The sequence below is a fragment of the Streptomyces sp. NPDC051582 genome (assembly GCF_040681715.1).
Classification (GTDB): Bacteria; Actinomycetota; Actinomycetes; order Streptomycetales; family Streptomycetaceae; genus Streptomyces.
The window spans coordinates 67,201-92,490 of record NZ_JBFAZJ010000020.1 but is presented as its reverse complement, the minus strand read 5'-3'; the positions used below and the strand labels follow the sequence as shown (position 1 = coordinate 92,490).

The following is a 25,290-nucleotide window of genomic DNA, read 5'->3' as shown; positions in this document are numbered from 1 at the left end:
CGCTGAGGACCGCCGCACCCACCCTTCCCGAATCCTCACCCGGATCGTGTCGCGGTGAACGGTGCAGTCCCCGGAAACAGGTCGCCTGCTCATTCTCTCTGCCCAGCCCGACCCCGCTTCTCGGCTACGAAGATACGGAAAGGACTCCCGTCGGTGGAACTCAGCGACATAGCGCGCGACAGGCTGCGAGAGATCGTGGCGTCTGTACTTGAGGTGGACAAGGAAGCCATCGAGCCTGGTGCCCAGTTCTACGAGGAACTCGGCATGAGCTCCCTGGAGAAGACCGAGGTCGTCGTCGCGGTCGAGCGTGAGGTCGGAACCCTGTCCGCGCAGGAAGCGGCAGCCTTCACCAGCCTGGATGCCGCGGTGGCCGTGCTCGGCGAGCGGGTGAGGAACCTCCGGGGGATCGACCTGATCGACCGCCTGGTGGCGCGCCATGTCTGCGCCGGCCGGGGCGACCGGGCCAGCTACCTTGACCCCCAGGCCGGGGAGATCACCTACGCCGGCCTCCTGGAGGCAGCCCGGGGGTACGCGGGCGCCCTCCAAGCAGCCGGCGTACCGAAGGGCGCCCGCGGCCTTCTGGTCGCCGACGACTCGGCGGCGACCGTGGTCGCCGTCCTCGGCCTGTGGTGGCACGCCTGCATCCCCGTGGTGATCAGCCCGGTGCTCACGGACGACGAAGTCCGCTACATCGCGGCCGACTGCTCCGCCGCGATGGTGCACCTGGACGCGGCTCCCGCGCGCCAGCGCGCCCTGGAGGCGCTGTTCACCACGACCACCAGCTTCACCGGCGCCGACGTCCGCGCCGGCCTGGCGCCTGTCTCGGCCGGCCCCGCGTACCACCCCGAGGCGGCCGGGCCGCAGGCCGCCTGGAGTGCGGGGAGCGAGGCGCTCGTGCAGTACACCTCCGGCAGCACTGGCATGCCCAAAGGGGTGCGGCACTCGGCGGGCGCGATCGCGGCCATGGCCGACGGCATCGGCACGGTCCTGGCACTGACGCCCGATGACACCGTGCTGTCCAGCGCCCGCATGTCCTTCGGCTACGGCTTCGGCAGCTCCGTCCTGTGTCCCCTGGCAGCCGGCGCCCGCGTCGCGCTCATCAGCGGCACCGTCGACGTCCACTCCCTTGCCGCCGCGCTGCAGCACCACCGGCCCACCGTGCTGTTCTCCGTCCCGCGGCTGTACGCGGCGCTGCTCAACGCCTCCGGGGCGGCGCTCGCCTCCGAATGCGTCGAGTCGGTGCGGCTGTGCGTGGCGGCGGGCGAGAACCTGCCCGGTCCGCTCGGCGAGCGGATTCGCGCCGCCTTCCAGGCCCAGTTGCTCAACGGCCTCGGCGCGACCGAGGTCCTCTACATCGTCGTCGGCACCCCGCCGAAGGAGGGACGGTCGGGCACCTTCGGGGTCCCGGTGCCCGGAATCACCGCGACTGTCCGCGCGGCCGACGGCACGCCCGTCGCCGACGGAGAGCAGGGCAGGCTGCACATCGCCGGTCCGACCGTGGCCCTGGGCTACATCGGCCGGCCGGAGGCCGCGGCGGTCACCTTCGCTGACGACGGCGCCTACACCGGCGACGTGGTGCGCCGTGCGCCGGACGGTACGTTCACCCATCTGTGCCGCGCCGATGACGTGCTCAACCTGGGCGGCTACAAGGTCGTGCCGAGTGAGATCGAGAGCGTCGTCCGCGGTGTCGACGGGGTCCAGGACTGCGTGGTGGTCGGTGGCCGCGACGCCGACGGTCTGGAGCAGGCCGTGGCGTACCTGGTGGCCCGGCCAGGATCCGACGAGGCCGTGGTACGGCGCGCGGTGACCGCCGCGATCCGTGGCGGGCTCGCCGCCTTCAAGCGCCCCGCACGTCTGGAGTTCCTCGACGAGCTCCCGACCACGTCGACCGGCAAGGTGGCCGCCTTCGAGCTGAGGAAGGCGGCAGCCCGATCGTGACCTGGGACATCACGGGCATGGCGGCCGTCGCCAACGTCGGCGCCACCCCCGGGGAGATCTTCGCCGCGCTGTGCGCGGGTCGGGAGAGCCGCAGCCCCCTGATGGCGTTCGACCCGGACAAGTACCGGGCGGCGTACGCCTACGAGATCGACGACCGGCCCAAGGGCGGCGGCGACCTGCCGCGGCGTGCCACCCGCTGGCTGACCACCGTCGTGCGCCAAGCGGCCGACGACGCGGGCCTCGGCGAGGACCTGGCCCAGGTGCCCGTGCTGGTCGGGACGACCATGCGCGAGCAGCGCAGCCTCGAACTGTGGTGGCGCGACGGCGCGGACGTCGCCCTTGAGGAGCTGCACTTCGGCACCGCGCTGAAGGCGGCCTTCGGGGCGTCCACCACGTACACCTTCGCCAACGCCTGCTCCGCGTCGCTGTACGCGCTCGGCATGGCCACCGACATGATCGAGGGCGGCCTGGCCGACACGGTCGTCGTCGCGGGCACCGACGCCGCTACCGAGGGCGGCTTCGGCACGCTCGACCGGGTGCAGAACGACCTCCCCGACGCGCTGCGCCCCTTCGACGTCACGCACAAGGGCATGCTGATGGGGGAGGGCGCGGCGGCCGTCGTCGTCCAGCGCGCCGGTACCGGAGCCGGGCCCGTGCAGGCCCGGGTCCGCGGTGTGTCCATGGGCTGCGACGCCCACCACGCCACCGCGCCCGACCCCGACGGCATCACCCGCGCGATGCTGGACGCCCACCGCAGATCAGGGGTGCGGGCGAGCGACATCGACCTGGTGATGCTGCACGGCAGCGGCACCCCCCGCAACGACACGACGGAGGCGAGCGTCCTTCGCCAGATATTCCAGGGCGCGGGTGCGGGTCCGCGGATGACCGCCATCAAGGCGATGACCGGACACACCCTGGGCGGCTCGGGACTGCTCAGCCTCGTCATGGCGGTGCTCGCCATGAAGAACGGGACGATCCCCCCGATCCTGGGCCTGGCCGATCCGATCCCCGAGGCCGCCGGGCTGCGCCTGGTGCAGGGCAGCCCAGCCGCCGCCGGTGACCTGGCCATCGCTCAGGTCGACGCATTCGGCTTCGGAGGGATCAACGCCGTCGCGATTGTGGAGGCAGCCCGATGAACGGGACGAGCACCACGCACACGAGGAACCCGAACGCCCGGGAGGTCGTCGTCACGGGCATCGGCCTGGCGCTGCCCGGCGTCTCGACGTACGGCGACCTCCTCGGACCGCTGCCGGGCGAGGGCGGCTTCGACCCGGCCACCGGACTGATCGGACGCGAGCTGCGCCACAAGGACCGCGCGTCCCGGCTCGCCCTGCGCGCGGCCGAGTTCGCCCTCCACGACGCCGGCCTGACCGACGCCGACGACACGTTCACCGGCTCGACCGCCGTCGTGGTCAGCACCAACCTTGGCAACGCGGACAGCGTCTGCGAAGCCATCGACACCATCGCCACGGCAGGCGTCATGGGTCTCAGCCCCCTGGGCCTGCCCCAGACCTCAAGCAACGTCATCGCCGGCTGGGTGGCCATCCGCTACCGGCTGCGGGGCCCCAACCTCACCGTCTGCAACGGCGTAACGAGCGGGTTGGACGCCGTGGCCTGGGCCCGGAACCTCATCATCGCCGGGCGCGCTGAAGCAGCCGTCGTCGTCGGCGTCGAACCCGCAGGCGACGTGGTGACGAAGGTCCTCGGCCAGCAGTCCACCGACGCGGCGGTCGCGGTCGTACTGGAACCCGCGGAGGCGGCCGCTTCCCGCGGCGCACGGCCCCGCGCCGCGATCACCGGCTACGCACGGGCCCGGAACCTTGCCGCGGCGCTGGTCGGCGCCGGGGCAACAGAGGAGGGGCCCGTCGGACTGTGGCTCGCGGACGAGGCGGGAGCCGCCGGGGCCGGGGCGAGCCATCTGCTCGCAGCCCGGCGCCGAATCGACCTGCAATCCCAGCTGGGCCCGCTGTCTGGGGTGCTCGGCGTCCTGCAGTGCGCTGCCGCTGCCGCCTTCCTGGAGGGCGGCGCCACCGGCAACGTTCTGGCCACGGCCGGAGGCCCTCGCCACGATGCGACGGCCGCCCTGCTTTTGACCCCGCCGCCGGCCCTTCGCCTATTCGCGCAGGAACGAGGACAACACCCATGACCACGACGAGCGTGACCATCGAGGAGCTCCGCGCCTTGATAGCCGGCGTACTGGAGGCCGAGCCCGAAGAGGTCACCGATGAGGCGCACTTCGCCCACGAGCTCGATATCGACTCGCTGCTGATGCTGGAGATCTCCACCCGCGTGGAGAGCGCCTTCGGCGTCCCGGAGAACGCCGTGGCCGCCAGTGGCGCCACCACCCTCGCCGAGCTGCACGCCTTCCTCACCTCGCAGCTGCCCCCCGAGCCCCCGACTTCCCCGCTCATCCGTCCCAGACCGGTGAGCGACCCAGCGGTGCGCCTGTTCCTGCTCCACCACGCCGGCGGCTCACACCTGCTCTACCGGGGCTGGGCGGACCACTTCCCCGAGGACTGGGAACTGTGCCTCCTGGAGGCCCCCGGCCGTGGCACCCTGCAGGCCCTGCCGCTGATCGACGACTGCGACCGGCTGGTCGACTACTTCCACGCCGCCATCGCGCCGTTGCTCGACGGGCCCTTCGGGTTCTTCGGCCACAGCATGGGCGCACTGATCGCCTACCAGCTCACCCGCCGGCTCCTCCACGAGAAGGGACCGCTCCCCACCTGGCTGGGGGTCTCTGCCTACGGCGCCCCGCGAGGCGACGCCGCCACCGACAGCAGCCCTCACCTGATGGCCGACGACGAACTGCGCGCCTGGCTGCGGAGCGGCGGCGGCAGCCCACCGCAGCTCCTCGACAACGACGACGTCTGGCGCAAGTTCGCCCCGGTGTTCCGCAGCGACTTCACACTCGTGGACACCTGGACTCCGCCCCGCAGCCCCGAGCCGCTGCCCGTACCGCTCACGGCATTCACGGGCCTGCACGACAAGCTGATCGGCGAGGACCGGCTCGGCGCCTGGCAAAGGCTCACGACGGACTTCCGCGGACTCGAGAGGTACGACGGCGGCCACTTCTACCTGATGAACCACCAGCAGCGCATCGCCGCAGCCATCATGACCTCGATGCGTTCCGCAGCTCCTTGAGCCCGCTCGCATTCGCATTGCCACGGGACTGTCAGACGATCAATTCCAGCGAGGTGCCGGCCAGGGGTGCGGGGCGCGTCCTCGGGTCAGGCGTCGGGGTCGACCTCGGGGTGCGTGAACCGCACGGGCTTGTCCAGCGACCGGGCATAGGCGATCTCGCCTCGGGTGCTGTCTCCGATGTAATCGCCGACAACGAGCACCTCATCAGCGAGCATGATCCTCCACCGATGCAGATCGTCGAGTCGAACCTTCAGCGCCTCACCCTCGACAGGATCGGACAAAAGCCCGTTCGGCGATTTCTCTTCGCCAACCGGCTTAAAGACAATCTTTCCGGGCCGAGCGGTGGTCTCCCGCAGCTCCTCCTCGGCCATTTCAGCCATGAAACGCATGGAGCCGCAAATCGCGACAATACCTGGGAAACCCAGCTGCCTCTTCGCTTCGGCGAGTTGCTCCTCGGGGGTGATCACTTGCGGAGATGACACTGATTCCTCCTGGTGGTGCGGCCCGAGGGATGCCCGCGGAAACGAGAACGAAGGCGCCCAAGATCATCTTTTGGTGAACGACGTAGACACCCGTGCGCTCGCACTTTATGCGACGGGCATCCCTACCCGGCGCGGCGCCCGCCGGTTGGCCCTGCGCCCCGCCTGTGCGATGCCGAACTGGTGGTCCTCGGCCCGAAGAGCCGGTGTCGGTTACTGCGTTCATCGCCTCTATCAGCCGATTCACGCGGCTGCGGGCCGCGGTGTCGGTGTGGTCGGCCGGTCTCCTGCCGACGCCTGGTGGCGATGCCGGGCCGGGGCTCCGGTACTGCGACAACCCGAACGAGGGAGCCGCAATCAGATGACCGCGTTGACGAAGCGTTGTTCGTCGGCGACCTTGCGGCCCAGGCGCGGCCCGCCGCGGCCCGCTGATCTCCTGGCGGCCACGGTCCGTGCCCGCCGCCGGATCGCCCCGACCACCTAACGCTTGCCCATCATCTGACCGCTATCGCTGCGCGCTTCGACGAGGAGACCATGTCCACCGCATCTCAGCAGCCCGCCTCCAAGCCTCTCGCCGCGCCTTCCCCACCCGGCCGCACCGCGGAGAAGGAGCAGATCACGGCGATCGCCGCGACGCTGGTGCTCGCGTACGGGCTGCACCCTGCAGACATCACGCGCATCCCGGAAGGCACCGCGACGGACAACTACTTGGTCGTGGACCAGGCGGGCCGACGGCACTTCGCCAAGGTCTACCGCACTCGGGACCACCTCGATCTGGAGCGGGCATCGATCGAACTGTCCGAATACTGCGCCGACGGAGGTGTCGCGACCGCGCGGGCAAACCGCACGCGCGAGCACGAACTCATCGAGACCAACGGCCGGCTGCCGATGTCCCTGTGGTCCTACGCGCCGCACACCGCGAGCGCCGAAGGCGGCCTGACGGGCGCGCGGTGGGCAGCCGTCGGCACCGCGATGGGCCGACTCCACGCCCGGCTCGCCACTCACCCCGCCGCCGCACCCACCCTGGAACCCGGTGCCGCGGTGTGCGACGTGGTCGCCTCCCGAGACCGCTTCGAGCGCCTGATCCGTGCGTACCAGCAGAGACCCGAGCTCGGGGAGTTCGAGGCATGGGCGCTGCAGGCAGCGGGTGAGCGACAAACCATCTTGGGGGACGTCGAGCGCGCCCTCGATTCGCTTCCGCAGCTGACCGTCCAGGTCCTGCACGGCGACATGGCCGGCCCCAACGTTCTGTTCAAGAACGACGAGGTGTCCGCGATCGTGGACTTCGGACCGCCCACACCCGGGTATCTCGCTTGGGAGATCGCGCGTCTTGGCTGCGACCCCAAGAGCGTGCTGGACAACAGTGCGGAGAGCTGGCTCACCGGATACACCGATCTCACCCTGGCCTACCGGGATGCCAACCCGAAGGCGTCCAGAGACGACCTCGTGTCCTCGCTTCGTGTCGGCTGTGCAGCCATGCTCTGCTCGGCCTTTCCGCTGTCGGTACCAGTGGAACGACCACACATCCTCGACGCTGCTACGGAGGCATACGGGCGGGTGCGGCACGAGGCAGCTCTGATGCTGCTGGACCGGCTCCCTGTCATGGAGGAGGCCCTGCGTGACGCTCTTTGCTGAGTTCATGACCCCCGTGGCCGGCGCACCTCACACAGGCCGCAACCCTGGGCAGCGAACTCGGTTGTCTGGGCCCGCGGTAGCAGCAGGGCGCTTGAGGGCCGGCCGATGGCGCAGAGTCGGCGCGTCGAGCTCGGCATGGAGCCGGGCGGCGGCCGCGGTAGGTCAGGAGGCCGTGCTCCGATCATCGGGTGAGCTGGTCCACCCGGAGCAGGTCGTCGGGGCTGATGTGGATCGCGGCGATGTCGGCGAGCCACTGCATCCACACTGGCTCGATGCCGGGCGCGGCCTCGAACTCGGCGTCGGTGATGTGTCCCCGGGCGTAGGCGACCGTCCGGTCTGCCAGCTCCTGCAGAGCATCGGGAGCGATCCAGCGGACGTTCTTCGTCTCGTGGGCGCTTGGGGTGAGGTCGCCGGTGACGGTGGCACGGTAGACGGTCCATTCGTGGCGGTGACCGGTGCTGCGCGTGCCGGGAAGGCGGCGGCATGGGTTGTTCCGCCAGCCGCCGGTGACGTGGGTGAGGCCGGTGACGGTGAGGCCGAGCTCTTCCTCGACCTCGGTGCGGGCCGCGTCCTCGGCGGTCCCGTGGTCGTCGATATGGCCGGCGGCAGGTGCCGTGCCGGGTGGGAAGGTGGCCCGGTCGAACATCAGGCAGCGGCCTTGGTGATCGGTGATGACGATGCCGACCGAGGTGTTGTCGCAGGTCTTCATGGTCTCGTTCCCGGTGAGTGCTGGGCGTCAGGTGGCTACGAGCAGAAGATGGCGATCCTCGCCGAGGCCACCGCCGAGAACAAGCCAGACGACGTCACGGTGACGAGTTGGCTCGTGATCGTCGCCGAGCTCCCGGAGGAGGCGTGACGCCGATCGCGCCCGCTCCAGTGTTTTCTACGACGGGATGCTCCCTGCCCGTTAGCTGGCCGCCGCGAGAGCTTCCGGTGGTGCAGGGGTTACCTGATTCCGGTCGATGTGGTGACCGCCCGAGCGATCCGGGGCCCGACGAGGCGCTCCGCCACATCGAGTGGGTACCAGGCGGCGCCGGTCACCTCGGACTCCTGGATACGCCCGACCTCGGCGTCGGCCGTCGTGAAGACATAGCCGAAATCCAGGTGGTAGTGGTCCGGCTCGCCCTTGGCGGGCCTGGCCGGCACCGGGCCGAACTCGACATAGGCAGGGTGCGCAGAGACGAGGGCGACCTGTCCGGGGTCGACGCCGGTCTCCTCGGACAGCTCGCGCAGCGCCGCGCCGACCAGCGTCGTATCGGTCGGCTCCAGATGGCCGCCTGGCTGCAAAGTGATCCCGTACGCGAGGTGTTCGATCAGGAGGACCTCGGCGTGGTCCCGGACCAACAGCGCGCCGGCGGTGACGTGCATCGGGAAGGTCCGCCGCGAGGCGACCCCCCGGTGTTCGGCCAGGAGTCGCAGAGGCTCGGCCAGTTGTCCGGCCTCTTGCGGGTAGCGCTCAAGGTAGGCGGTGAGCACTTCCGCGATGTCGGAATCAGTGATCGCCACAGGTCATCGCCCTCCGCTCGGCCCGAAGAGGGTTCCGCCGGGACGGGCTGCTCGAGGGCGGCCACCAAGCACGTACACAGTCAGCTCCACAAGGGTCGTGGCGTACCGGAAGCCCCGCACTCTACAAGTCCGACGAGTCCCATACCCACCAACGCGCCCGCTGGTGTGTGGCTCCTGGGAACCTCGGCGATTCGGCCAACCGCCCTTTGTGGCACTGCCGTTGCGAGAGCTGGGTCGGTGCAGTTTCCACGGTTCGTCGAACGCTCTATCCCGGGACTTCAGGACCGACCGAAAAACGTGTGTTCGATATCCGGGCTGTGTCGTTGAGCCTCGCGAACCAGCCGTGACGACCGACAGGGGGATCGACTTGACCTCGGGCAGCACAGCCGCACAGCCGAGCGCGGACGAAGCGGAGGGGACTCCACCGGACAGCGGGAGCGCGGCGCAGGAGGAGGAGTTCCAGTACCGGGACGAGTCCCGGCTCCAAGCCGGCGCGCAGATGACCACGACCACGATGGCTCGGCGCCTGCCCGTGCTGGTGCGCCGGTCGTTGCGGATGGCGTGGCAGGTGGACCGGGGCGCGACGGCCGGCCTGCTCGCGTGCCAGATCGGCACCGGCGTGCTGGCCGCCCTTGGCCTGTTCGCCGTGACCGGGACCCTCACCGCGCTGATCGCCTCCGGCGACATCACCGAGCGGCTGCGGGAGGCGGCTCCGCAGTTGGCCGTCATCGCGGTGGCTGCCGGGCTGCGCGCCCTGCTGGGGGTCACGGTGACCTGGCTGACCGGGCGTCTGCGGCCGGTCCTCGCCCGGGCCGCGGAAGTCAGCATGGTCGAGGCGGCTCTCGGCGCCGAGGCCGCGGCGAACAACAAGCCGGGGTACAACGACCAGTACGACATCGCCGACCGCGGCGCGCAGGTCACTCCCGACCTCGTGGAAGAAGCCCAGGACGTGCTGGCCGCCACGGCGACCCTCGCCGCCGGCGCGACCGTCCTTACCGTGATCCACCCGATTCTCCTGCCTCTGCTTCTCCTGGCGTGCCTGCCGCAGGCCGCCGCTTACGTGCGTGCGGCCCGCGTGGTGTACCTCGCGAGCCTGGAGACGTCGGGGCGCCGGCGGATGCTGCACAAGCTGCGCTGGCACATGTCCTACATGGAGTCCAGCGAGGAGATGCGGGCCTGCCTCGCCGGGCCGTTCCTCCTCGGCCGCTACCGGCGGCTGGCCGCCTCCGTCAACGTCTCCGAGCGCGAGGCCGCGAACACCGGGGCATGGATGGGCCTGGCCGGTGCGGCGGCCGGCGGTATCGCCTCGGCGGCGGTCTGGGCGACGCTGCTGTGGCTGCTGGTCTCCGGCCGGATGGACCTGGCGGCCGGCGGCGGCGCGGTCTTCGCCCTGCAGACGGCGACCGGCTCCGTACGCGGCATCATCAACGGGGGGGCCCGGCTGGTGCGCACCGGCTGGTATGTGCAGGACTGGCAGAACTTCATCGACAACGCGCACGGGCAGGCGATGGTGGCCTCGCGCGGCTCCGAGGTGCTGCCGGCGCCGCCGGAGCGGTTTGAGGTCCGCGATGTCACCTACCGGTACGACGGCGCGGACAAGGACAGCCTGGCCGGGGTGTCGCTGAAGGTACGGCGTGGGGAGATCGTGGCGCTGGTCGGGGAGAACGGGTCGGGGAAGACGACGCTGTCCCGGCTGATCTGCGGGCTGCTGCTGCCGACCTCCGGGGAAGTGGCCTGGGACCACACGACCACCGCGCGGCTGGAGCCGTGGGAGGCGTGGAAGCACGTAGCGGTGGCACCGCAGCGGTTCACCTACCTGCCGCTGACGCTGCGCGACAACGTCACCCTGGGGCAGGGCGACACCAGCGACGCCGCACTCATGGCGGCCTGCGAGGCGTCCGGCGCCGCGGACATGCTGCCGGCCCTGCGTTCCGGCCTTGACACCCTCCTGACCAGCGAATGGTTCGGCGGCCACCAGCTGTCCGGCGGGCAGTGGCAACGCGTCATCCTGACCAGGGCATTTCACCGGAAGGCCGAGCTGCTGGTGATGGATGAGCCCACGGCCGCCCTCGATGCCCGAGCCGAGCACCACGTCTTTACCGGCCTGCGGGACCTGGCCAAGGACCGCGCCATCCTTCTGATCACGCACCGGCTCGCCAACGTCGCGGTGGCCGACCGGATCGTCGTCCTCGACCAGGGCCGCCTCGTCCAGGAAGGCACGTACGCGCAGCTCACCCGCGAACCCGGGCTCTTCCGGACCCTGTGGGAACTGGAGCAGCGCACCGGCAGCGCACCCGATCCGACCTGAGCCCCGCCCCGCAGCCCTGAGCCGACTCCGGCCGTCCGGCAACGGCCGGAGTCGGCCGACCCGCCGGCCTGGCCGGCCGACCCGGCACCCCGACGACCGACGCGACAGACCTCCAGGAGGAACCGTGTTCTCCGACCGCACCGAACCTGATGGCGGTGTGCCCTGCTGCTCCGCCGTCCCGCGCCAGGATGCGAGGACTGCCGGATGAGCCCGACGAAGCCGCTACCCGCGGCCCTGCAGCACTGGGCGGAACAGCAGGTCGGCCCCGTCGTGTCCGTCCGCGACGCCTCGCACGACTGGGACCGCTCCCGAGTGTGGGACCTGGAGGGCGAACGCGGGGTTCACCACTACCTGAAGGTCTCGCCCTCGGTGAAGTTCTTCACCCGGGAGAGCCGGGCATACCGTCACATCGTCCCCGCACTCGGGCACACCCGGGCGCCCCACCTCATCGACAGCCGGGCCCAGGACCTCGCCCTGCTGCTCACCGCGGTCCCCGGCGCCCCGGCGAAGGAACTCGGCCTGGACGTCGCCGGGTGGCGGACCGTGCACCAGCAGGCCGGGGCGCTCTGCGCCCGGCTCCACGAAGCGGGTGAACTCAACCGCGGCGACCGCTTGGAGGCCGAAGCCTCTCTGGACGCCGCCGCTGACGGAGCGGAGAAGTACCTGGCTCGCGCCGGGGACCGGCTCAACCAGGACGAGCAGCAGCTGATCCGTGACCACGCTGCCCGTCTTCGCCGCGTCGGCCCGGTGCCCGTCGGCTACATCCATGGCGACAACCAGCCGAGGAACTGGCTGGTCTCCGCGCACGGGCTCGCCCTCGTCGACTTCGAACGGGCCCGGCCGGCTGCCCGCGTCCAGGACCTCGTCATCCTCGCCACCACCCAGTGGGCCGACCATCCGGACCGCGAGAAGGCGTTCCTCCGTTCCTACGGTCGGGAGCTGCCCGACGCCGAGCGACACGCGCTGCGCTGCCTGACCGCGCTGGACGCGGTCAACTGCCTGGCCTGGGGCCCGGACAACGGCGACGCCGAGGTCACCGCCCGGGGCCGGCGGACCATGGACCGGCTCATGAGGGAGGGCCGTCCGTGAGCGCTGTCCACCGGAGTATCGGGAACGTCATGGTCCTGCTCCAGCGTCCCGCCGACGGCCGGATCCTGACCGTCCGGCACCAGGCAACATCGTGGCACTCCCCCGGGATGCTCACGGTCGTCGGAGGACGCCTCGAGGATGGCGAGTTTCTCGACGAGGGAGCGGCGCGCGAGCTCGCCGAGGAAGTCGGCATCCACATCAGCCCGGACCGCCTGCGGTTGTGCCAGCTGCTCCACTTCCACGCGGCGGACGGTGAGCGGGTGATCGGCGCCGCCTTCACCGTGCGGGAGTGGGAGGGCACCCCGTACAACCGCGAGCCGGGCACCCACACCGAGCTGGTGTGGGTCGACCCGGCCGCTCCGCCGCCCGACTGCCACCCCTTCACCCACGCAGTCCTGACCCACTTCTCCACCGGCCGGCTCTACGCCAACGTGATCGCCCCGGAACTGCTGGGCGGTGAGGCCGGGTGACGACCTCCACCCAGACGGCCAAGGCCGCGAAGGTCACCTCTCCGGATCTGCGCCGCTTGGTCGCCAGCGAGTGCGCGAGCCTGTCCGGATCCGCGGTCAGCACCGTCGCCCTCCCCACCCTGGCCGTACTGGAACTCCACGCCTCCACAGCCCAGATCGCCGCGCTCGCCTTCCTCGGCCAACTGCCGAACGCCGTCGTGGCGCTCCCGGCTGGCGCGCTCTCGGACCGGTACGCCAAGCGCCCCCAGATGATCGCCGCGGACCTCACCGCCGCCGCGGGCCTCGCGACCGTCCCGGCCGCCGCTTTCGCCGGGGTGCTCGGCATCGGCCAGCTGTACGCGGTGGCCGTCGTGCTGGGCATCACCAAGATCGTGCACGACGCGGCTGCCATCAGCTACCTGCCCGTCCTCGTCGAGCCTCACCTGCTGCAGCGCGCGAACTCCAGGCTCGGCGCGGCCTCGTCGGTGGCCGACAGCGCGGGCAGCAACGCGGGCGCCGCGCTGGTCGGTGCCGTCGGCGCGGCCCGTTCGCTCCTCGCCGACGTCCTGTCCTACCTTCTCTCCGCGCTGCTCGTGTGGCGCATCCGCACCCCCGAGCCGGTCGCCGGACCGCCGCCCGAGGGCCGCCGGACCCTCGCGCGGGACATCGGTGAGGGCCTGCGCTACGTGGCCGGGCAGCCCACGATCCGCACGGTGATCGCGGCCCTGTCCACGCTCAGCTTCGGCCTGGCGGTCATGAACACGTACTGGGCGTACTACCTCCTCGCCGGCCTGCACGTATCCCCGACGGCGTTCGGCGTGATCATGGGTGTCGGCGGCGCGGGCAGCCTGGCCGGGGCGCTCCTCGCCCCGTGCATCGCCTCCCGGACCGGGATCGGGCCGACGATCATCATCGGGTTCGCGGTCAGCCCGCTGGCCCAGATCCCCCTCCTGCTCGCCGGGCCCGGACTGCGCTGGCAGATCGCGCTCGCCGGGACGCTGGCCGTTCAGCTGTTCTGGGCCACAGCATCCGGGACGAGCCAGAGATCCCTGAGACAGATCCTGTGCGAGCCCCGCTTCCAGGGCCGCATGCAGGCCGCGAGCACCACGGTGACCGCCGGAGCCCGGCCCCTCGCCGCCGCAGCCGCTGGCGCCCTGGGCCTCTTCCTCGGCGTCCACGGCACCCTCACCGTCGGAGCGGTCCTCCAGATCGTCCCCGTGATCCTTCTGCTCGCCTCCCCAGTCCGCGCCTTGCGGGACATGCCCGTCCCGCCCGCGCGCACCGCCGTGCCGCCCGCCCGTGAAGGAGCCTCATGACGACGACCTCGACCGCCGCGTACTGGGAACCGCTCTGGGCAGGCGGCCGTCGCTACCGGCAACTCGACAGCCCCGAAAGCCAGTTGATGGCCGAACATCTCGGCCCCGGCCGCGGCCGCCCCGCCCTCGACCTCGGCTGCGGCGACGGCACCTTGGCTCGCCACCTTCACCACGAGCTCGGATACCGCACCACCGGCATCGACATCTCCCCCAGCGCCGTCGCACTCGCCACCGCCCACGACGACGGCCCCGCCCACGGACCGGCGTGGCGGTGCGGCGACATCACCACCAGCGACCTCACGGCGCTGCCGGAGCCCGCGTACGCGGTCATCACCTGCCGCCTGGTCTACCGGTGGATGGACGACAAGGCGGCCTTTCTCAACCGCGTCCGCCACCTCCTTGTCCCGGGCGGGACGTTCTGGGTGGTCACCGAGGTCGCCGGACGCCGCGAGGACACCGACCCCCTCCACGGTCTCGGGATCAGCCCCGCCGAGGCCGAAATCCTCACCGCCGGCTGGTCCGCTGCCCAGGCCGCCGACCTCGACGTGCTCCGTTGCTACGCCCTGCGCCCCTGACTTCCACTCACCCCTTGCCGCTGGAGGACTCGGTGACCACCGAAAAGGACACCCTCGACATCTGGAACACCTACGGCACTCACCAGCTGACCAGAGGACTTCAGCTGCCGGAGCTGGACCGGTGGGACTGGGGAATCCCGGAGACCGGCCCCGGCATCAGCGTCCTCGGCGAGGTGGCGGGACTCCGTGTCCTCGACCTCGGCAGCGGCCTCGGCCGGCACGCCGCGCACCTGGCCGCCCTGGGCGCCGAGGTCACCGCCGTCGATGCCTCACCTGCCCAGCACCAGCGCGCCCTCACCCGCTACCCGGACCACCCCGGCCTGCGCCTGGTGTGCGCCGACGCGGTGACCCACCTGCGCGCTGCCGACCCGTACGACCTGATCTACTCCGTCGGCTCCGTGCCGTACCTGGACCCGGGCCGGCTGGTGCCCGCCCTGGCCAACGGGCTCAAACCGGGCGGACGCCTGGTCTTCTCCGCGCTGCACACCAACTCCGGCGGTGCCGGGCCCTCGAATGAGGTGACCCCGCGCCCCGAGATCCTGCGGCTACCCGGCACGACCGAGGACCACCCGGTGAACATGTGGGTCCTCAGCGTCCAGCTCTGGGAGGACCTCCTGGTCCAGCACGGCCTCACCCTGGAATCGGTCACGGCGATCGACTCCCCGACGGCGGACAACGCGGTCTCCTACCGGCTGTATGTGGCCCGCCGTCCGGAACGCGTGCCCAGCCGCCCCCGCACCAGCGCACCTCCTCCGCCGAACACCGCCCTCGGAGTCGGCGTGATCGTGCACGGCCCGGACGGCATCCTGCTCGGCCAACACCGGCGCCGTACCTGGGAGCTCGCCGGCGGGACCGTCGAACCGGGCGAGACCTTCGCCGAGGCAGCTGTCCGCGAGCTCCGCGAGGAAGCCGGCCTCGTGGCAGAGCCCGACGACGTACAGGTACTGGGCACGCTCCTGGACCAGGTGGGCGACGTCGTCCGGCTGACGGTGCCCGTCCTGATCACCCGCTGGTCCGGCACCCCCCAACAACGCGAAGAGGCCATCGGATCCTGGCGATTCTGGCCCCTTACCGCGCTGCCCCAGCCGCTGTTCGTGCCCAGCGCCCAGTGCCTGACCGCCTGGAACCCCGGCCTCCCGCTCGATCACCCGCCCGCCCACTTCCAGCCGTACGCCTCCCCCAACCGGTAGGCCGGCACCGACCACGCCCGCGACCGCGTTCGACGAAAGGGCCTTATCCGTGCCAGCGTTCTCTTCCGCGCCCCGGCGTTCCCTGCTGGGCGTCTTCGGCCATCCGGACGACGAGTCCCTCCTGGCTGGCGGCGTCCTCGCGCAGCAGGCCGCCGCAGGCGCCGCGACCGCCGTTGTCACCGCCACCTGGGCGCCCGACAGCCACCGGGCCGGTGAACTCGCCGACGCCCTGGACATTCTGGGAGCGGGCACGCCGCGCATGCTGGGATTCGCCGACGCCCGCATCCCCGACTCCGCGCCCAACCGGCCCCGGCTCTGCGACACCCCGCTGGAGGAGGTGGCAGGGCTGATCGTCGAACACATCCGCGCCGTACGACCACGCGTCGTTGTCACCCACGACGCCTACGGCCAGCTGACCGGGCATCCGGACCACCTCCGCACCCACCAGGCGACCCTGCTGGCGTTCCACGCCGCGGGCCTGGAGCACCTCTACCCGCAGGCCGGGGCTCCGTGGCAACCCGATGTGCTGTACGCCGCGACGCACCCGGATTCGGGGGTGGGCGAACTGGGTGTGCTGTTGACCCGGGTCGGCAAGAAGGTGCTCAGCGTGCCGGACGAGCACGTCACCGAGACGGTCGACGTGAGCGACTGCACGGACCGGAAGTTGGCCGCGATCCTGGCGCACCGCAGTGAAGCGGCGCGGGAGCGGCCCCTTCCCGGAATCCTGTCCCGGCTTCCCGCAGCCGAGCGGGAGTCGATCATCGCGACGGAGTACTTCACCCTCCTTGGCAGGAGGCCAGCGCCGGACGGGGCGGTCCTCCGGCTATCGCGGTGAACTGCCGCCGAAAACCTTGGTCAGGGCCCGGTTGACTCGCGGGTCGCGCCCGGCGACGTAGGAGGGGCAGAGCAGGTAACCGGCGCGATGGTAGAGGGCAAGGGCGGCGGTGTTGCGCCGTCCGGTCTCCAGCATGATCCGCGTTGCTCCACGGCTGGCCGCGTGCTGCTCGAGGTGTTCGAGGAGGTACCGGCCGATTCCGTGGCCGCGGGCGACGCCGGAGACATACATGCGTTTGATCTCCGCGGTGTGCTCGCCGAGAAGGCGTACGCCTCCGCACCCGACCGCCTCGTCGCCGACGCGCGCGATGAGGAACAGGCCGGCGGGCGAGTCGAAGTCCGCCTCGGGGGTAGCGTCCGGGTCGTCGGCGAAGCCGTACAACGTGTGCTGTTCGGCGTGGAGTGCCTGGGTCAGGCGGCGCGCGTCCGGGTGGTCGTAGGGCGCGGAACTCACGGAAGGCCTCAGGCGTATCGCGCCCTGGGAGCCAGGGCCGGTGGGCATGTTCATGAAGCCGATAATGGGCCGACAACTGCGGTGAGTGCGCGGGCGCCTGTGACCGTCCCTTGACTTTTTGCGTACTTCAGCGGACAGCGCTGTTCTGAGTATCTGCAACCTGTGGAAGCCAGTGCACAGCGTTGCCACGAAAGGACTGGTTGACCGGAATGAGATCAGGGCCGCTGGTGTCGTCCAGCGCCGTGACGTTGATGCCGAGCTCTGGAACGCCACTGTCGATCGCCGCGATTCGACTGCCGCAGTGAGGACAGAAGCCCCGCTTGGTCTCGCCTTCAAACGTCTCAAACCAGGTTGGCTCCCCGCCCTCGCCGGTCCAGGTGAGATCGGTCGGAGCGAAGCCGGCCCACCACATCAGCGGCGCGCCGCCGAGCTTCTGGCAGTGCGGACAGCTGCAGGTGTGGGGATAGACCGCCGCCCCCCTGACGGCGAAGCGAATCCTTCCGCACAGGCAACCGCCAGAGCGCTCCTGGGCTGCAGCGACGAGGTCCGGGGTGGCGTTCATCAGTTCATCTCCCTTGCAGGTTGGCAAAGTTGAGCTCGTCAGTGTGCCAGCTCCTCTTTGAACCTGCTGACGCTACCGATCTCCCGGATGGCGGCCTAGCACGCCGAGATCGCGCAGCCGGCTCCGGCCCGCTGGCCCTGCGCGGACGGATTCAGCGGTCGGGGCTTTGGTGCCGGAGGAACTCCCGGGCTCCGCGAAGGCGCACGGCCAGGGACTTCTGGGTGACGCGGCTGTCGAGATGTACACAAAGTCCGCCGGGGAGGCCGCTGTCTGCGCGACGCCCGGTGGGCAACAGCGATGCGTTAAGGCCGTCCCGTTGCGCAATGAGGGTGCCGAGTTCGTGGCGGGTGACGGCGTCCGGGCCGGCGAGGTGAAAGACGCCGGCTGCATCGGACATGGTGAGCTCCCACAGTGCGGCGGCCAGGTCGCCGACGTGGACTGGGCATCGGACATCGTCCGTGAACAGGGCCCCGTCGCGTGTGCCGGCGGCCAGGGCGTGCACCATGCGTTCGTGCTCGGACCGGCCATGGCCGATGATCAGCGAGGTCCGGGCGACGACGGCGCCCGCGCTCAGGAGCCGCACGGCCGTTTCAGCCGCTGCCTTCGCGGCCCCGTACGGTGTTACTGGGTCGGGTAGAAACGTCTCGTCGTATAGGTTGTCGCGGCCGGAGAACACGGCGTCGCTCGACACGTGGACCAACTTGATGCCCCGTTGCGCGGCAACTTGGGCCAGGCGCATCCCTCCCTCGGCTGTGACCGCCCACTCGGCTCCGCCGCTGCTCGCATTGATGACCGCCGTGGGGCTGACGGCATCCAGGACCTCTTGGAGGTTCGCCGAGTTGCGCAGGTCGAGGCGGTGCCACGCGCCGACGGCCTCGCCGGGGTGCGAGTGGAAGGTGGCGGCCGTCTCCACGCCCGCTGAACGTCCCTGGCGGGCCAGCTCTACGCCCAGGAATCCGCTGCCGCCCACGATCAGTACCGTCATGCCTCCCCACGCTAGGACTGCAAAGTGCGTCCTGGGGCGTAACCGTCTGAAGTGGGTGGTCAGCGTCCAGCCTTGGTCAGCGCAGGGCTGTGTCGAAGGTCTTGCGGTTGGCCGCTGTGTAGGCGTGCTCTTGCTCGGACCACCGGATGCGCCCGGTGATCGTGGAGTCGTCGGCGACGCGCGGGGACGGGCGCGCGAGGTGGCTGTGCCACCACCTGGCGTTGCGGGCCTGGCGGTCGAGTGCGGCATCGACGAGGCGGGAGCGGGAGGTGGCGTCGAGCCCGTACGCGTCGGCAAGAACGCGCACCTGGGCGGCCTGGACGGTGGCGGGCGGAGCGCTGGGTTTGGAGGAGATGCACCAGGTCCACGCCATGTAGCCAAGGTCTTCGAGGGGATCGCCGGGGGCGGCGGTGTCGAAGTCGATGAAGGCGGTTGGGATGTCGTCGGTGAAGACCGTGTTGTTCGGCCCCGGGTCATGGTGGCAGACCACGGGATGCGGTCCGGTCAGGCGACTGCCCCGGGTGGCGTTGTGGAAGGAGCGGAGCAGGGCGCCGGCCGCGGCCACCTGGGGGTCGGTCCAGCGCCGGAATCGGGCGGGCACCCAGCCGGGGAGGTAACTGAGGATTTCGCGGCCGGTTGCGTCGAACCCGAGGTGGCGGGGAGCGCCAGTGAAGCCCTCACGCTGCAGGTCACCGAGCAGTTCGGCGACGAACGATGCCGACGCGGTGGCCGGCCGCCGGACGGTACGGCCGATCCTGACCACGCCGAGGGTGATACGTCCGCCGGACAAAGGCACTTCGTTCTCCATAGCTTCATCCTGGCCTCGTTCGTGCACCGGACGTTCCGCCGAATCTGCACTTGCAGGCCATCGGTCAAGCTCAGCGGCAAACGGACAAGGGCCAGTGTCACGTGACACGCGCACCGAAGCGGTGACGCAGCCGGATGACGCTGCACCGTTCTCTCCCACGGGGAGGTTGACCTGGGCTTCTACCGCCCGGGGGCCGGTCGGTGGACGCTGATGACGCTCGGGCGCGCCATGTCTCTACTTCCTCCCTCCCCCTCTTTCGTTCAGAGAGATGGGGTAGGAGAGCGTCACAGCGTCATGGGGTTGCTGGTCGGAGGGGAACATCCCAGGTCGTGGCTGGTGTGGGCCGAGTGCCGGATACGTCATGGGCAGCGTCAGCGCGGCGTCATCCCTTCACGCGCGCGGCCGGCCACCGACGCCTCGTAGGCCGTCGTCGCGGGACCGGCCCGGTTCGCGGCCGTCAGGGTAGGTAGGCGGTAAAAGCCCAGGGAGCGCCTTCGGTCTGTGCGGGCCGCTCTCCCGGGGGTCCGGGACGTGCTGGAGGCCCGCGCGTCTCGGATGGCGGCGGGTTCGTGACGGTATGGGGGCTGCTTCGCGGCCGGGCGGGAGCCTGGGGTCAGGTCGGCGGTCCGGAGTCCGGACGAAGGGTGATGAGGAAGCCTCGGGTGGCGCTGGTGCGAGGCAACTTGCGAATGTCGATGCCGCGTTGACGTAGTGCCGGTGCGAGGGAGGTGAGGCGGGCGGAGAGCAGCGCGGTGGTCTTGGGCCAGGTGTCCGGGATGGGCCCGGGCGGCCGCAGAACCTCGTCGATCTGGCCGGTGGTGGCCCGCCACTCGGTGCTGCCGGCGGTGGCGGACCAACGAGTGAGGGCGGTGGCGACCGGGTCGGCGTCGATGACGTCGTCGGTCACTGCGTCCTGGGAGCCGGTGTAGGTGCTCAGGGTGTCCCAGCCGGTGACCTGGTCCAGAGCCCACAGCAGTTCGGCCCAGTCGGCCATCCGCGGCTTCTGGTCGAGCTGGTCGGCGGCGTCGGGCAGCTTCGCCCACACTGCGGCCGCCAGGTCGAGCAGGCCGCCGAGGATGCGGCCGTGGGCGGCGCGGTAGCTGCGCCACAGGTCGTGCTCGCTGCGCCGGGCCTTGGGGTCGATGGCCTCCAGGGTGAAGGGGAGCAGGCGTTCGGCGAGGTCGGGTTGGAGGGCGCCGACGTCGATGCCGGTCAGCAGGACCGGGCGCTGGTAGGCCCAGGAGGTGACGTCGTCGTCGGTGTAGACCTCGCGTTTGGCGACGGAGGCCCCGGTGACCGCCCGGCACAGGAAGTCCGACAGCCACTGGGGGATGCCGGCGAGGTTGTCCAGGCCCATGGTCCACCCGGCGGACGCGGCCACCGCGCCGTCATCCTCGCTACGGGGCACATTGCGGACCTCGGCGCGGATCCCGTCGAGCACGCGCAGCAGCTGCCGGGCGCTGGTCGTCTTGGCGGTGCCGCGCTCCCCGTTGAAGTAGGCGATCGGGCGAGGCATATCGGGTCTCAGGCCGGCCAGCAGCCACGCGACCGCCAGCCGCCAAGACGGCTCGGCCAGCGCGGACAGCTCGCGCAGCAGCCCGAGTCCGGCCTGCCAGCCGCCCGCGTCGCGTTCGGGCATCGGTAGTTCGCCGGTCAGCCGGGTGCGTCGCCACAGCGGTCCCTCGCCGATGGGCGGGGTGGTCACCGACCAGGTGCCCGGCTCGATCAGCACGCTGAGTCCGTCGGAGCGGCCCAGGTCGAGCCAGGTCGCCTGGTCGTCGGCCGGGTCGGGGGCGATTCGCAGGCAGACCGGCTGTTCTTCGGCGTCCAGGGCGAGGGCGTCCATGGAGGCGATCGCGTCGGTCAGGCAGCCCTGGGACGGGGAGCGGCCGGTGCGCAGGACGTAGGCACGGTTGAGGAGTTGACGCAGGGAGCCGGTGCCGCCGAAGCCACCCTTGGCGCGCAGTGGGCGGGCGATGGGCGGCCCGTCGACGGGGACGGCGTACGCGGTCTGGTCGTGGCTCACCAGGTGGTACTGGTCCATGCCCAGGTGCAGCAGGATGTCGGCCTGCGACAGCTTCGGCTCCCGTTCGGCGGGCCGGGGATCCTGCGGCCCGCCCGCGCGGGCCGGTTCGGCGGGCTGGGGTTCTCGGGCGGGCGAGGGCAGCGTGGCGCGGGAGGTGCGGGGGTGGTTCATGACCGTGCTCCCGGGCTCGGGATGGGGCGCGGCGAGCGCATGCCCGCCTGAAGTGCGCGGCGGAGGGTGGACTGGGCTTTGGCCTCGCCGGGGTCGACTCCGGCCTGCGCGGCGGCGTCGGTGAGCGCCTGGTGGACCTGGTCGTGTTCCAAAAGCCCGGCCCCGACGAGCTGGCCGAGCCGGAACCCGGCGCGGTTGATCGTGTCGTTGCGGCCGGCGCGGGCCAATGCCACCGCCTCGAGTTCGCCCCGCAGTGCCGCGGCGGCGTACGCGGAGGCATCCTGCGGCCCGCGCTCCCGGGCGAGGCGGGGCAGCCGGACCCGGCGGGGCGGACCGGCGTCCGCGTCGCGGTGGCGCAGCCCGACACGGTCCAGCTCCAGTGCGACCCAGCGCGGCAACCGTGCCGGCCGGTCCTGGTGCCCGACCGTCCGGTAGCGGCCGGCCGCGGTGACGGTGCCGGGCGCAACCGCAGTGGACCACCCGGCCCGCACGTCGACCTGCCAGCCCAGCCGGCCCGCGCCCTGCACGTACCGGCTCGTGTCCTGCGCCCGGTACCACAGGTGGATCCCGCCGGACGGGGTCTGCACGGTCAACGTCGCCGGGGCCTCCAGCAAGCTGCCCGCTCGACGCACCCGGCACAGCAACTCCAGCACGTCCACCCCTGTCCGTATCCGGCCCAGGTCCGCGTCCCGGTGCTGCGTCAGGTCGACGCCCGGCAGCAACAGCGCTTCCTCCGGCGGCGGACGGTCGTGGTCGTCCAGGTCGAGCACCACCAAGCCGGACGGCCCCGTGGCCACGCCGACGCCAAAGTCCCGACCGCGCCACCAGCGGTGGATCAACTCCCGCTCCCGCGTCGCCGCACGCACCCCGTGGCAGTACCGCCCGGCCGTGAGACACGCACACCCGGCCGCATCGGGGAAGCCACACGCCGGGCGCGCTCCGGGCGTCGGCGGCCGGCACCGGCGGCAGTTGCCCGCCGGACGCTTCGACCCGGGCAGCAGCGGATGCACCCACCACCCCCGCCGCTCAGCGCACCGCAGCGCCAACTCCAGTCCCCCGTTCACGCCGCGCTCACCGCCTCCCGGCGCTCGCCCGCCGCCGGCTGCGGCACGCGGATCTCGTCGTCGAGGGGACGCGCCGCCAGAGCGGCCAGTCGCTTGCGCCAGCCGTCGACACCCTCGGAAGCGGGCGGCCGAGTCGCGGCACGGACCAGGCCGAGCCGCTGGGCGAGAAGGAACTCCGCGCTGCGCTGCCGCGCCTGCTCGGCAGCCGCACGAGCCTTCAGCTGCCCGCCGCGCCGCGCTTGCTCGATGGCGAAGACCCGCTCGGCCTCCGCATTGGCCTCCGCCGAGTCGAGCAGAGCGTCCATCGCGTGGGTCCGCTCCGCCCGCAGCAGTTGCTCGGCCAGGGACCGCGACTCCCAGGCCACCACGGCCTCCGGCATCCCCTCGCGCCGCAACCGCTCGGTCGCCCGGCCGACTTCGCGCTCCAGCCGGACACGGCAACCGGCCAGCCGGCCCGCCACCTCACCCAAGTCCTGGACCGCTCCGCTCACCGCGGCCGCGACCTGGGCCGCCTGCTCCACGGTCTCGCGGGCCGTGCGGGTCTGTGAGCACACCAGGCACAGACCACCCGCCTCCGGCATCCCGCACTCCTCGCACGCCCGCGCAGCCAACTCGGCCTTCGACGCCGCGAGTTCCTTACGCTGCTGTGCCCAGGCCACTTCGCGGCGCGCCCGCTCCGCCACGGCGCGTTCGCGTCGGAGGGCGTCCCGCGCAGCCCGCAGGGCGACCTCCCGGCTCAGCCGCCGCTCGACCTCTGCCTGGGCCTCGGCCGGCGCCAGGCGGGGCAGCTCGGCGGCGACGGCCTGGACGACCTGGTGCCGCAGCGCCCGCCTGTCACCGATCAGCAGTTCGCAGCTGGGACACACCAGCCCGGTGTCCATCCGCACCTGGTCGTCGCACGCCGTCGCGTAGCACTCCGCCCGCTGCGGCAGACCCCGCGACAGCAGCCAGCCGACCGGTTCGCGCACCCGCTCACCTTGCTGAGCAGCCAGCCGCCGCTCAAGACGCTCGGCGAGCACCACCGGAGCCTGCTCGAAACCGACGATCCCGGCTAGCCGCCGCAGCTCGGCCTTGAGTGCGACCCGCACCCGGGAGCGCCCCCCGGCATGGCCGATACGGGCCCACTCCAACCGCACCGGGGCCAACACCCGCTCCAGTCCCCGCGGCAGCGACCACCGCAACGGCACCGTCTTCGCGACTACCGGCTCAGAACACGTCCGCCCTTCCCTCGCTCGATCCGGCTGCTGTTCCCCGCGAAGCGGGCCACCTTGCCCACCCGGCTCGTCGGCTGCGCCGATTCTGCTCGGCCCGGACTCGGTCTCGCGCTCGTCCGCGCGCTCCGGCAACGGTGGGAACCCCGACGCGGCTTCGCCGGAAAAGCAAGACGAAGCAGCACCAGAACCACTTTGAGTAACCACCGGAGCGTGGTGGGCGTGGAGCAGCGCACCAACAGCCTCTGCACTGGGCGCCTCGATCCCATCCTGTTCCTGGCGTTCCCCCAGGTCAGAAGCACTTTCCTGCCTGACCCAGAGATTCTCGGCAGCCTCCTGATCCCTGAGTGCACGATCACCCCCGTCATCCAGGTCATCGTTAACGACCTCGAAGAACCCCTCCTGAACCCACCCCTCCCCCGGCTCCTCCGGTCCCGCTTCGTCCAATCCCGAAGCGCAGTGCGCGCAGAGCCGCTGTTCCTCCGGTGCGACATCCGGAGCCCGCTCGTCCTCGGGCGGATCGGGCACGACCCGCAGCTCGGGCCCGGCACCCCGCCCGTGGGCGGCCGCCACCGCCGGCACCACCATTCGAATCCGGGCACCGGGCACACCTCGGCCCCGCACCTCCAATGCCCCCTGCTGGATCAGCCCGTCCACCACCCGGGCCGCCTCTGCCACGGAACACCCCAACAGGCGCGCAACCGTCGCATCCGCACGGTCGCAGCCAGCCGCCACCGCCCCGCCCACAAGCCGCACTCGACCGTCAGGCCGGGCAGTCAGCACCAGCCGCAGCAACGCCAGCCGCTCCGCGGCAGCCCCTCGGCCCCGCCGAGCACCAAGCAGACCCGCGGGCGTCTCTGGCTTGCCCACCGGCGCCCACCCAGGCGCGAACAGCGCCTCGCACAACGACAACAGAACTGCCAGTTCACGCTTCTCCAGCACAAGAGCCTGCGGGCGACACCGGGCCTGAGCAGCCGTCAGTGGAAGTAGCTCCCAGCGAAGGCCGTCAACCCGACGCACCCCGTCCACCGTCTTCGTGACGACCTCCGTCGCCACCGCACCAGAGTCCCTTAGCCCTGGCAGCACCCGATGATCGACGTAAGACTTTGACACCCCCAACCACCGGGCAAGCTCGCCCGCGCGTAGCTCCAACCGCGACTCCCCCGTCGGCGACTTCGCCAGCAGGACTGTGGCCCCCAGTACTTCGGCGAGTGGGCGCTGGTAGAGCGCCCGGTCTGACAGCAGAGCATCGAGAGCGCTTGAGAGCCGCTGTCGCATCGCTTGGCGCAGTACCAGCGGCTCGGAAAGTCCTTCCTTGGCGGAGGAGCGGGGTTTGTTTTGCCACCGAGGATGAGTCGATGTCCATCGACCACTCTCGGTTGACCTCTTTGTTCTGATTTGGGCATCGTCCAGAGGAGACTCGTGCGAGGCTCTTTTTGGCAATACGGGACTAGCCCTATGGCTGGCGGCTATGATCTGCTCCAGAACTGCATAGGGATGAAGGCACAACGCGACCGACCGCTCGACCGATGGACGGAAAATTCCT

Annotated in this window: 23 protein-coding genes; 13 read left to right on the top strand and 10 right to left on the bottom strand. The window is 71.2% G+C overall.

The features are described 5' to 3' along the window. The first annotated feature begins 153 nt into the window (after positions 1–153). Genes AB0M92_RS24975 through AB0M92_RS24960 form a run of 4 tightly spaced genes read left to right on the top strand, consistent with a single transcriptional unit; the run spans position 154 to position 5,082 of the window. Positions 154–1,938, top strand: coding sequence for an AMP-binding protein (locus AB0M92_RS24975; RefSeq protein ID WP_366104511.1), 1,785 nt, complete (start codon positions 154–156; stop codon positions 1,936–1,938). Beyond that, positions 1,935–3,074: a beta-ketoacyl synthase N-terminal-like domain-containing protein gene (locus tag AB0M92_RS24970; protein WP_366104510.1), complete on the top strand. Its 1,140-nt coding sequence runs from the start codon at positions 1,935–1,937 to the stop codon at positions 3,072–3,074. The genes AB0M92_RS24975 and AB0M92_RS24970 overlap by 4 nt, the downstream gene beginning before the upstream one ends. Next, positions 3,071–4,084, top strand: coding sequence for a beta-ketoacyl synthase N-terminal-like domain-containing protein (locus AB0M92_RS24965; RefSeq protein ID WP_366104509.1), 1,014 nt, complete (start codon positions 3,071–3,073; stop codon positions 4,082–4,084). Before AB0M92_RS24970 ends, AB0M92_RS24965 begins: the two co-directional genes overlap by 4 nt. Then, positions 4,081–5,082, top strand: a complete 1,002-nt coding sequence (locus AB0M92_RS24960; RefSeq protein ID WP_366104508.1) for a thioesterase domain-containing protein — start codon at positions 4,081–4,083, stop codon at positions 5,080–5,082. Before AB0M92_RS24965 ends, AB0M92_RS24960 begins: the two co-directional genes overlap by 4 nt. Before the next feature lie 86 nt (positions 5,083–5,168). On the opposite strand, the gene AB0M92_RS24955 is transcribed toward AB0M92_RS24960, so the two are convergent. After that, positions 5,169–5,564 carry a hypothetical protein gene (locus AB0M92_RS24955; protein WP_366104507.1) on the bottom strand — a complete coding sequence of 132 codons (396 nt, stop codon included), beginning with the start codon at positions 5,562–5,564 and terminating at the stop codon, positions 5,169–5,171. Positions 5,565–6,095: 531 nt separating this feature from the next. On the opposite strand from AB0M92_RS24955, the gene AB0M92_RS24950 reads away from it, so the two are divergent. Continuing rightward, positions 6,096–7,196: a phosphotransferase gene (locus AB0M92_RS24950; RefSeq protein WP_366104506.1), complete on the top strand. Its 1,101-nt coding sequence runs from the start codon at positions 6,096–6,098 to the stop codon at positions 7,194–7,196. Positions 7,197–7,377: 181 nt separating this feature from the next. On the opposite strand, the gene AB0M92_RS24945 is transcribed toward AB0M92_RS24950, so the two are convergent. Next, the gene (locus AB0M92_RS24945) at positions 7,378–7,905 is read right to left on the bottom strand and encodes an NUDIX domain-containing protein (RefSeq protein ID WP_366104505.1); all 528 of its coding nucleotides are present in this window, start codon (positions 7,903–7,905) and stop codon (positions 7,378–7,380) included. A 236-nt stretch (positions 7,906–8,141) separates the two neighbouring features. Beyond that, on the bottom strand, positions 8,142–8,702 hold the full coding sequence (locus tag AB0M92_RS24940; RefSeq protein ID WP_366104504.1) for an NUDIX domain-containing protein: 561 nt from the start codon (positions 8,700–8,702) through the stop codon (positions 8,142–8,144). A 343-nt stretch (positions 8,703–9,045) separates the two neighbouring features. On the opposite strand from AB0M92_RS24940, the gene AB0M92_RS24935 reads away from it, so the two are divergent. The 7 genes from AB0M92_RS24935 (at position 9,046) to AB0M92_RS24905 (ending at position 16,464) form a co-directional block, all read left to right on the top strand. Next, entirely contained in the window at positions 9,046–11,010 is a 1,965-nt protein-coding gene (locus AB0M92_RS24935; RefSeq protein ID WP_366104503.1) for an ABC transporter ATP-binding protein, read from the top strand. A gap of 204 nt (positions 11,011–11,214) precedes the next feature. Next, on the top strand, positions 11,215–12,099 hold the full coding sequence (locus AB0M92_RS24930) for a phosphotransferase (RefSeq protein ID WP_366104502.1): 885 nt from the start codon (positions 11,215–11,217) through the stop codon (positions 12,097–12,099). Then, complete coding sequence (locus AB0M92_RS24925) at positions 12,096–12,569, top strand: NUDIX domain-containing protein (RefSeq protein ID WP_366104501.1); 474 nt, start codon at positions 12,096–12,098, stop codon at positions 12,567–12,569. Before AB0M92_RS24930 ends, AB0M92_RS24925 begins: the two co-directional genes overlap by 4 nt. Continuing rightward, a complete protein-coding gene (locus tag AB0M92_RS24920) occupies positions 12,566–13,864 on the top strand; it encodes an MFS transporter (RefSeq protein WP_366104500.1) in 1,299 nt (432 codons plus the stop codon). The genes AB0M92_RS24925 and AB0M92_RS24920 overlap by 4 nt, the downstream gene beginning before the upstream one ends. Then, positions 13,861–14,439, top strand: coding sequence for a class I SAM-dependent methyltransferase (locus tag AB0M92_RS24915; RefSeq protein WP_366104499.1), 579 nt, complete (start codon positions 13,861–13,863; stop codon positions 14,437–14,439). Before AB0M92_RS24920 ends, AB0M92_RS24915 begins: the two co-directional genes overlap by 4 nt. Before the next feature lie 32 nt (positions 14,440–14,471). After that, entirely contained in the window at positions 14,472–15,629 is a 1,158-nt protein-coding gene (locus AB0M92_RS24910; RefSeq protein WP_366104498.1) for a bifunctional class I SAM-dependent methyltransferase/NUDIX hydrolase, read from the top strand. A 49-nt stretch (positions 15,630–15,678) separates the two neighbouring features. Continuing rightward, the gene (locus tag AB0M92_RS24905; RefSeq protein ID WP_366104497.1) at positions 15,679–16,464 is read left to right on the top strand and encodes a PIG-L family deacetylase; all 786 of its coding nucleotides are present in this window, start codon (positions 15,679–15,681) and stop codon (positions 16,462–16,464) included. Here the strand turns inward: AB0M92_RS24905 and AB0M92_RS24900 are convergent. From AB0M92_RS24900 to AB0M92_RS24870, 7 genes are all read right to left on the bottom strand, one after another. Next, the gene (locus AB0M92_RS24900) at positions 16,453–16,971 is read right to left on the bottom strand and encodes a GNAT family N-acetyltransferase (RefSeq protein ID WP_366104496.1); all 519 of its coding nucleotides are present in this window, start codon (positions 16,969–16,971) and stop codon (positions 16,453–16,455) included. The two genes, AB0M92_RS24905 and AB0M92_RS24900, sit on opposite strands and share 12 nt — an antisense overlap. Before the next feature lie 73 nt (positions 16,972–17,044). Further along, positions 17,045–17,479 carry a GFA family protein gene (locus tag AB0M92_RS24895; RefSeq protein WP_366104495.1) on the bottom strand — a complete coding sequence of 145 codons (435 nt, stop codon included), beginning with the start codon at positions 17,477–17,479 and terminating at the stop codon, positions 17,045–17,047. A 151-nt stretch (positions 17,480–17,630) separates the two neighbouring features. Beyond that, positions 17,631–18,464, bottom strand: coding sequence for a sugar nucleotide-binding protein (locus tag AB0M92_RS24890; protein WP_366104494.1), 834 nt, complete (start codon positions 18,462–18,464; stop codon positions 17,631–17,633). Positions 18,465–18,540: 76 nt separating this feature from the next. Further along, entirely contained in the window at positions 18,541–19,272 is a 732-nt protein-coding gene (locus AB0M92_RS24885) for an aminoglycoside phosphotransferase family protein (RefSeq protein WP_366104493.1), read from the bottom strand. Positions 19,273–19,885: 613 nt separating this feature from the next. Beyond that, positions 19,886–21,469, bottom strand: coding sequence for a hypothetical protein (locus AB0M92_RS24880; protein ID WP_366104492.1), 1,584 nt, complete (start codon positions 21,467–21,469; stop codon positions 19,886–19,888). Continuing rightward, positions 21,466–22,533 (bottom strand): bifunctional DNA primase/polymerase, encoded by a 1,068-nt coding sequence (locus tag AB0M92_RS24875; RefSeq protein ID WP_366104491.1) that lies wholly within the window; start codon positions 22,531–22,533, stop codon positions 21,466–21,468. Before AB0M92_RS24875 ends, AB0M92_RS24880 begins: the two co-directional genes overlap by 4 nt. After that, positions 22,530–23,621 (bottom strand): hypothetical protein, encoded by a 1,092-nt coding sequence (locus tag AB0M92_RS24870; protein WP_366104490.1) that lies wholly within the window; start codon positions 23,619–23,621, stop codon positions 22,530–22,532. The genes AB0M92_RS24875 and AB0M92_RS24870 overlap by 4 nt, the downstream gene beginning before the upstream one ends. A 345-nt stretch (positions 23,622–23,966) precedes the next feature. Here AB0M92_RS24870 and AB0M92_RS24865 point away from each other — a divergent pair, with 345 nt between their 5' ends. Further along, complete coding sequence (locus AB0M92_RS24865; protein WP_366104489.1) at positions 23,967–24,734, top strand: hypothetical protein; 768 nt, start codon at positions 23,967–23,969, stop codon at positions 24,732–24,734. Positions 24,735–25,290 lie beyond the last annotated feature (556 nt).

What these genes read in the sequence shown, in the direction of transcription:
- AB0M92_RS24945 (WP_366104505.1), bottom strand. Translation starts at nt 7,905, where the DNA reads ATGAAGACCTGCGACAACACCTCGGTCGGCATCGTCATCACCGATCAC.
- AB0M92_RS24965 (WP_366104509.1), top strand. Translation starts at nt 3,071, where the DNA reads ATGAACGGGACGAGCACCACGCACACGAGGAACCCGAACGCCCGGGAG.
- AB0M92_RS24890 (WP_366104494.1), bottom strand. Translation starts at nt 18,464, where the DNA reads ATGACGGTACTGATCGTGGGCGGCAGCGGATTCCTGGGCGTAGAGCTG.
- AB0M92_RS24900 (WP_366104496.1), bottom strand. Translation starts at nt 16,971, where the DNA reads ATGAACATGCCCACCGGCCCTGGCTCCCAGGGCGCGATACGCCTGAGG.
- AB0M92_RS24885 (WP_366104493.1), bottom strand. Translation starts at nt 19,272, where the DNA reads ATGGAGAACGAAGTGCCTTTGTCCGGCGGACGTATCACCCTCGGCGTG.
- AB0M92_RS24950 (WP_366104506.1), top strand. Translation starts at nt 6,096, where the DNA reads ATGTCCACCGCATCTCAGCAGCCCGCCTCCAAGCCTCTCGCCGCGCCT.
- AB0M92_RS24960 (WP_366104508.1), top strand. Translation starts at nt 4,081, where the DNA reads ATGACCACGACGAGCGTGACCATCGAGGAGCTCCGCGCCTTGATAGCC.
- AB0M92_RS24930 (WP_366104502.1), top strand. Translation starts at nt 11,215, where the DNA reads ATGAGCCCGACGAAGCCGCTACCCGCGGCCCTGCAGCACTGGGCGGAA.
- AB0M92_RS24895 (WP_366104495.1), bottom strand. Translation starts at nt 17,479, where the DNA reads ATGAACGCCACCCCGGACCTCGTCGCTGCAGCCCAGGAGCGCTCTGGC.
- AB0M92_RS24880 (WP_366104492.1), bottom strand. Translation starts at nt 21,469, where the DNA reads ATGAACCACCCCCGCACCTCCCGCGCCACGCTGCCCTCGCCCGCCCGA.
- AB0M92_RS24915 (WP_366104499.1), top strand. Translation starts at nt 13,861, where the DNA reads ATGACGACGACCTCGACCGCCGCGTACTGGGAACCGCTCTGGGCAGGC.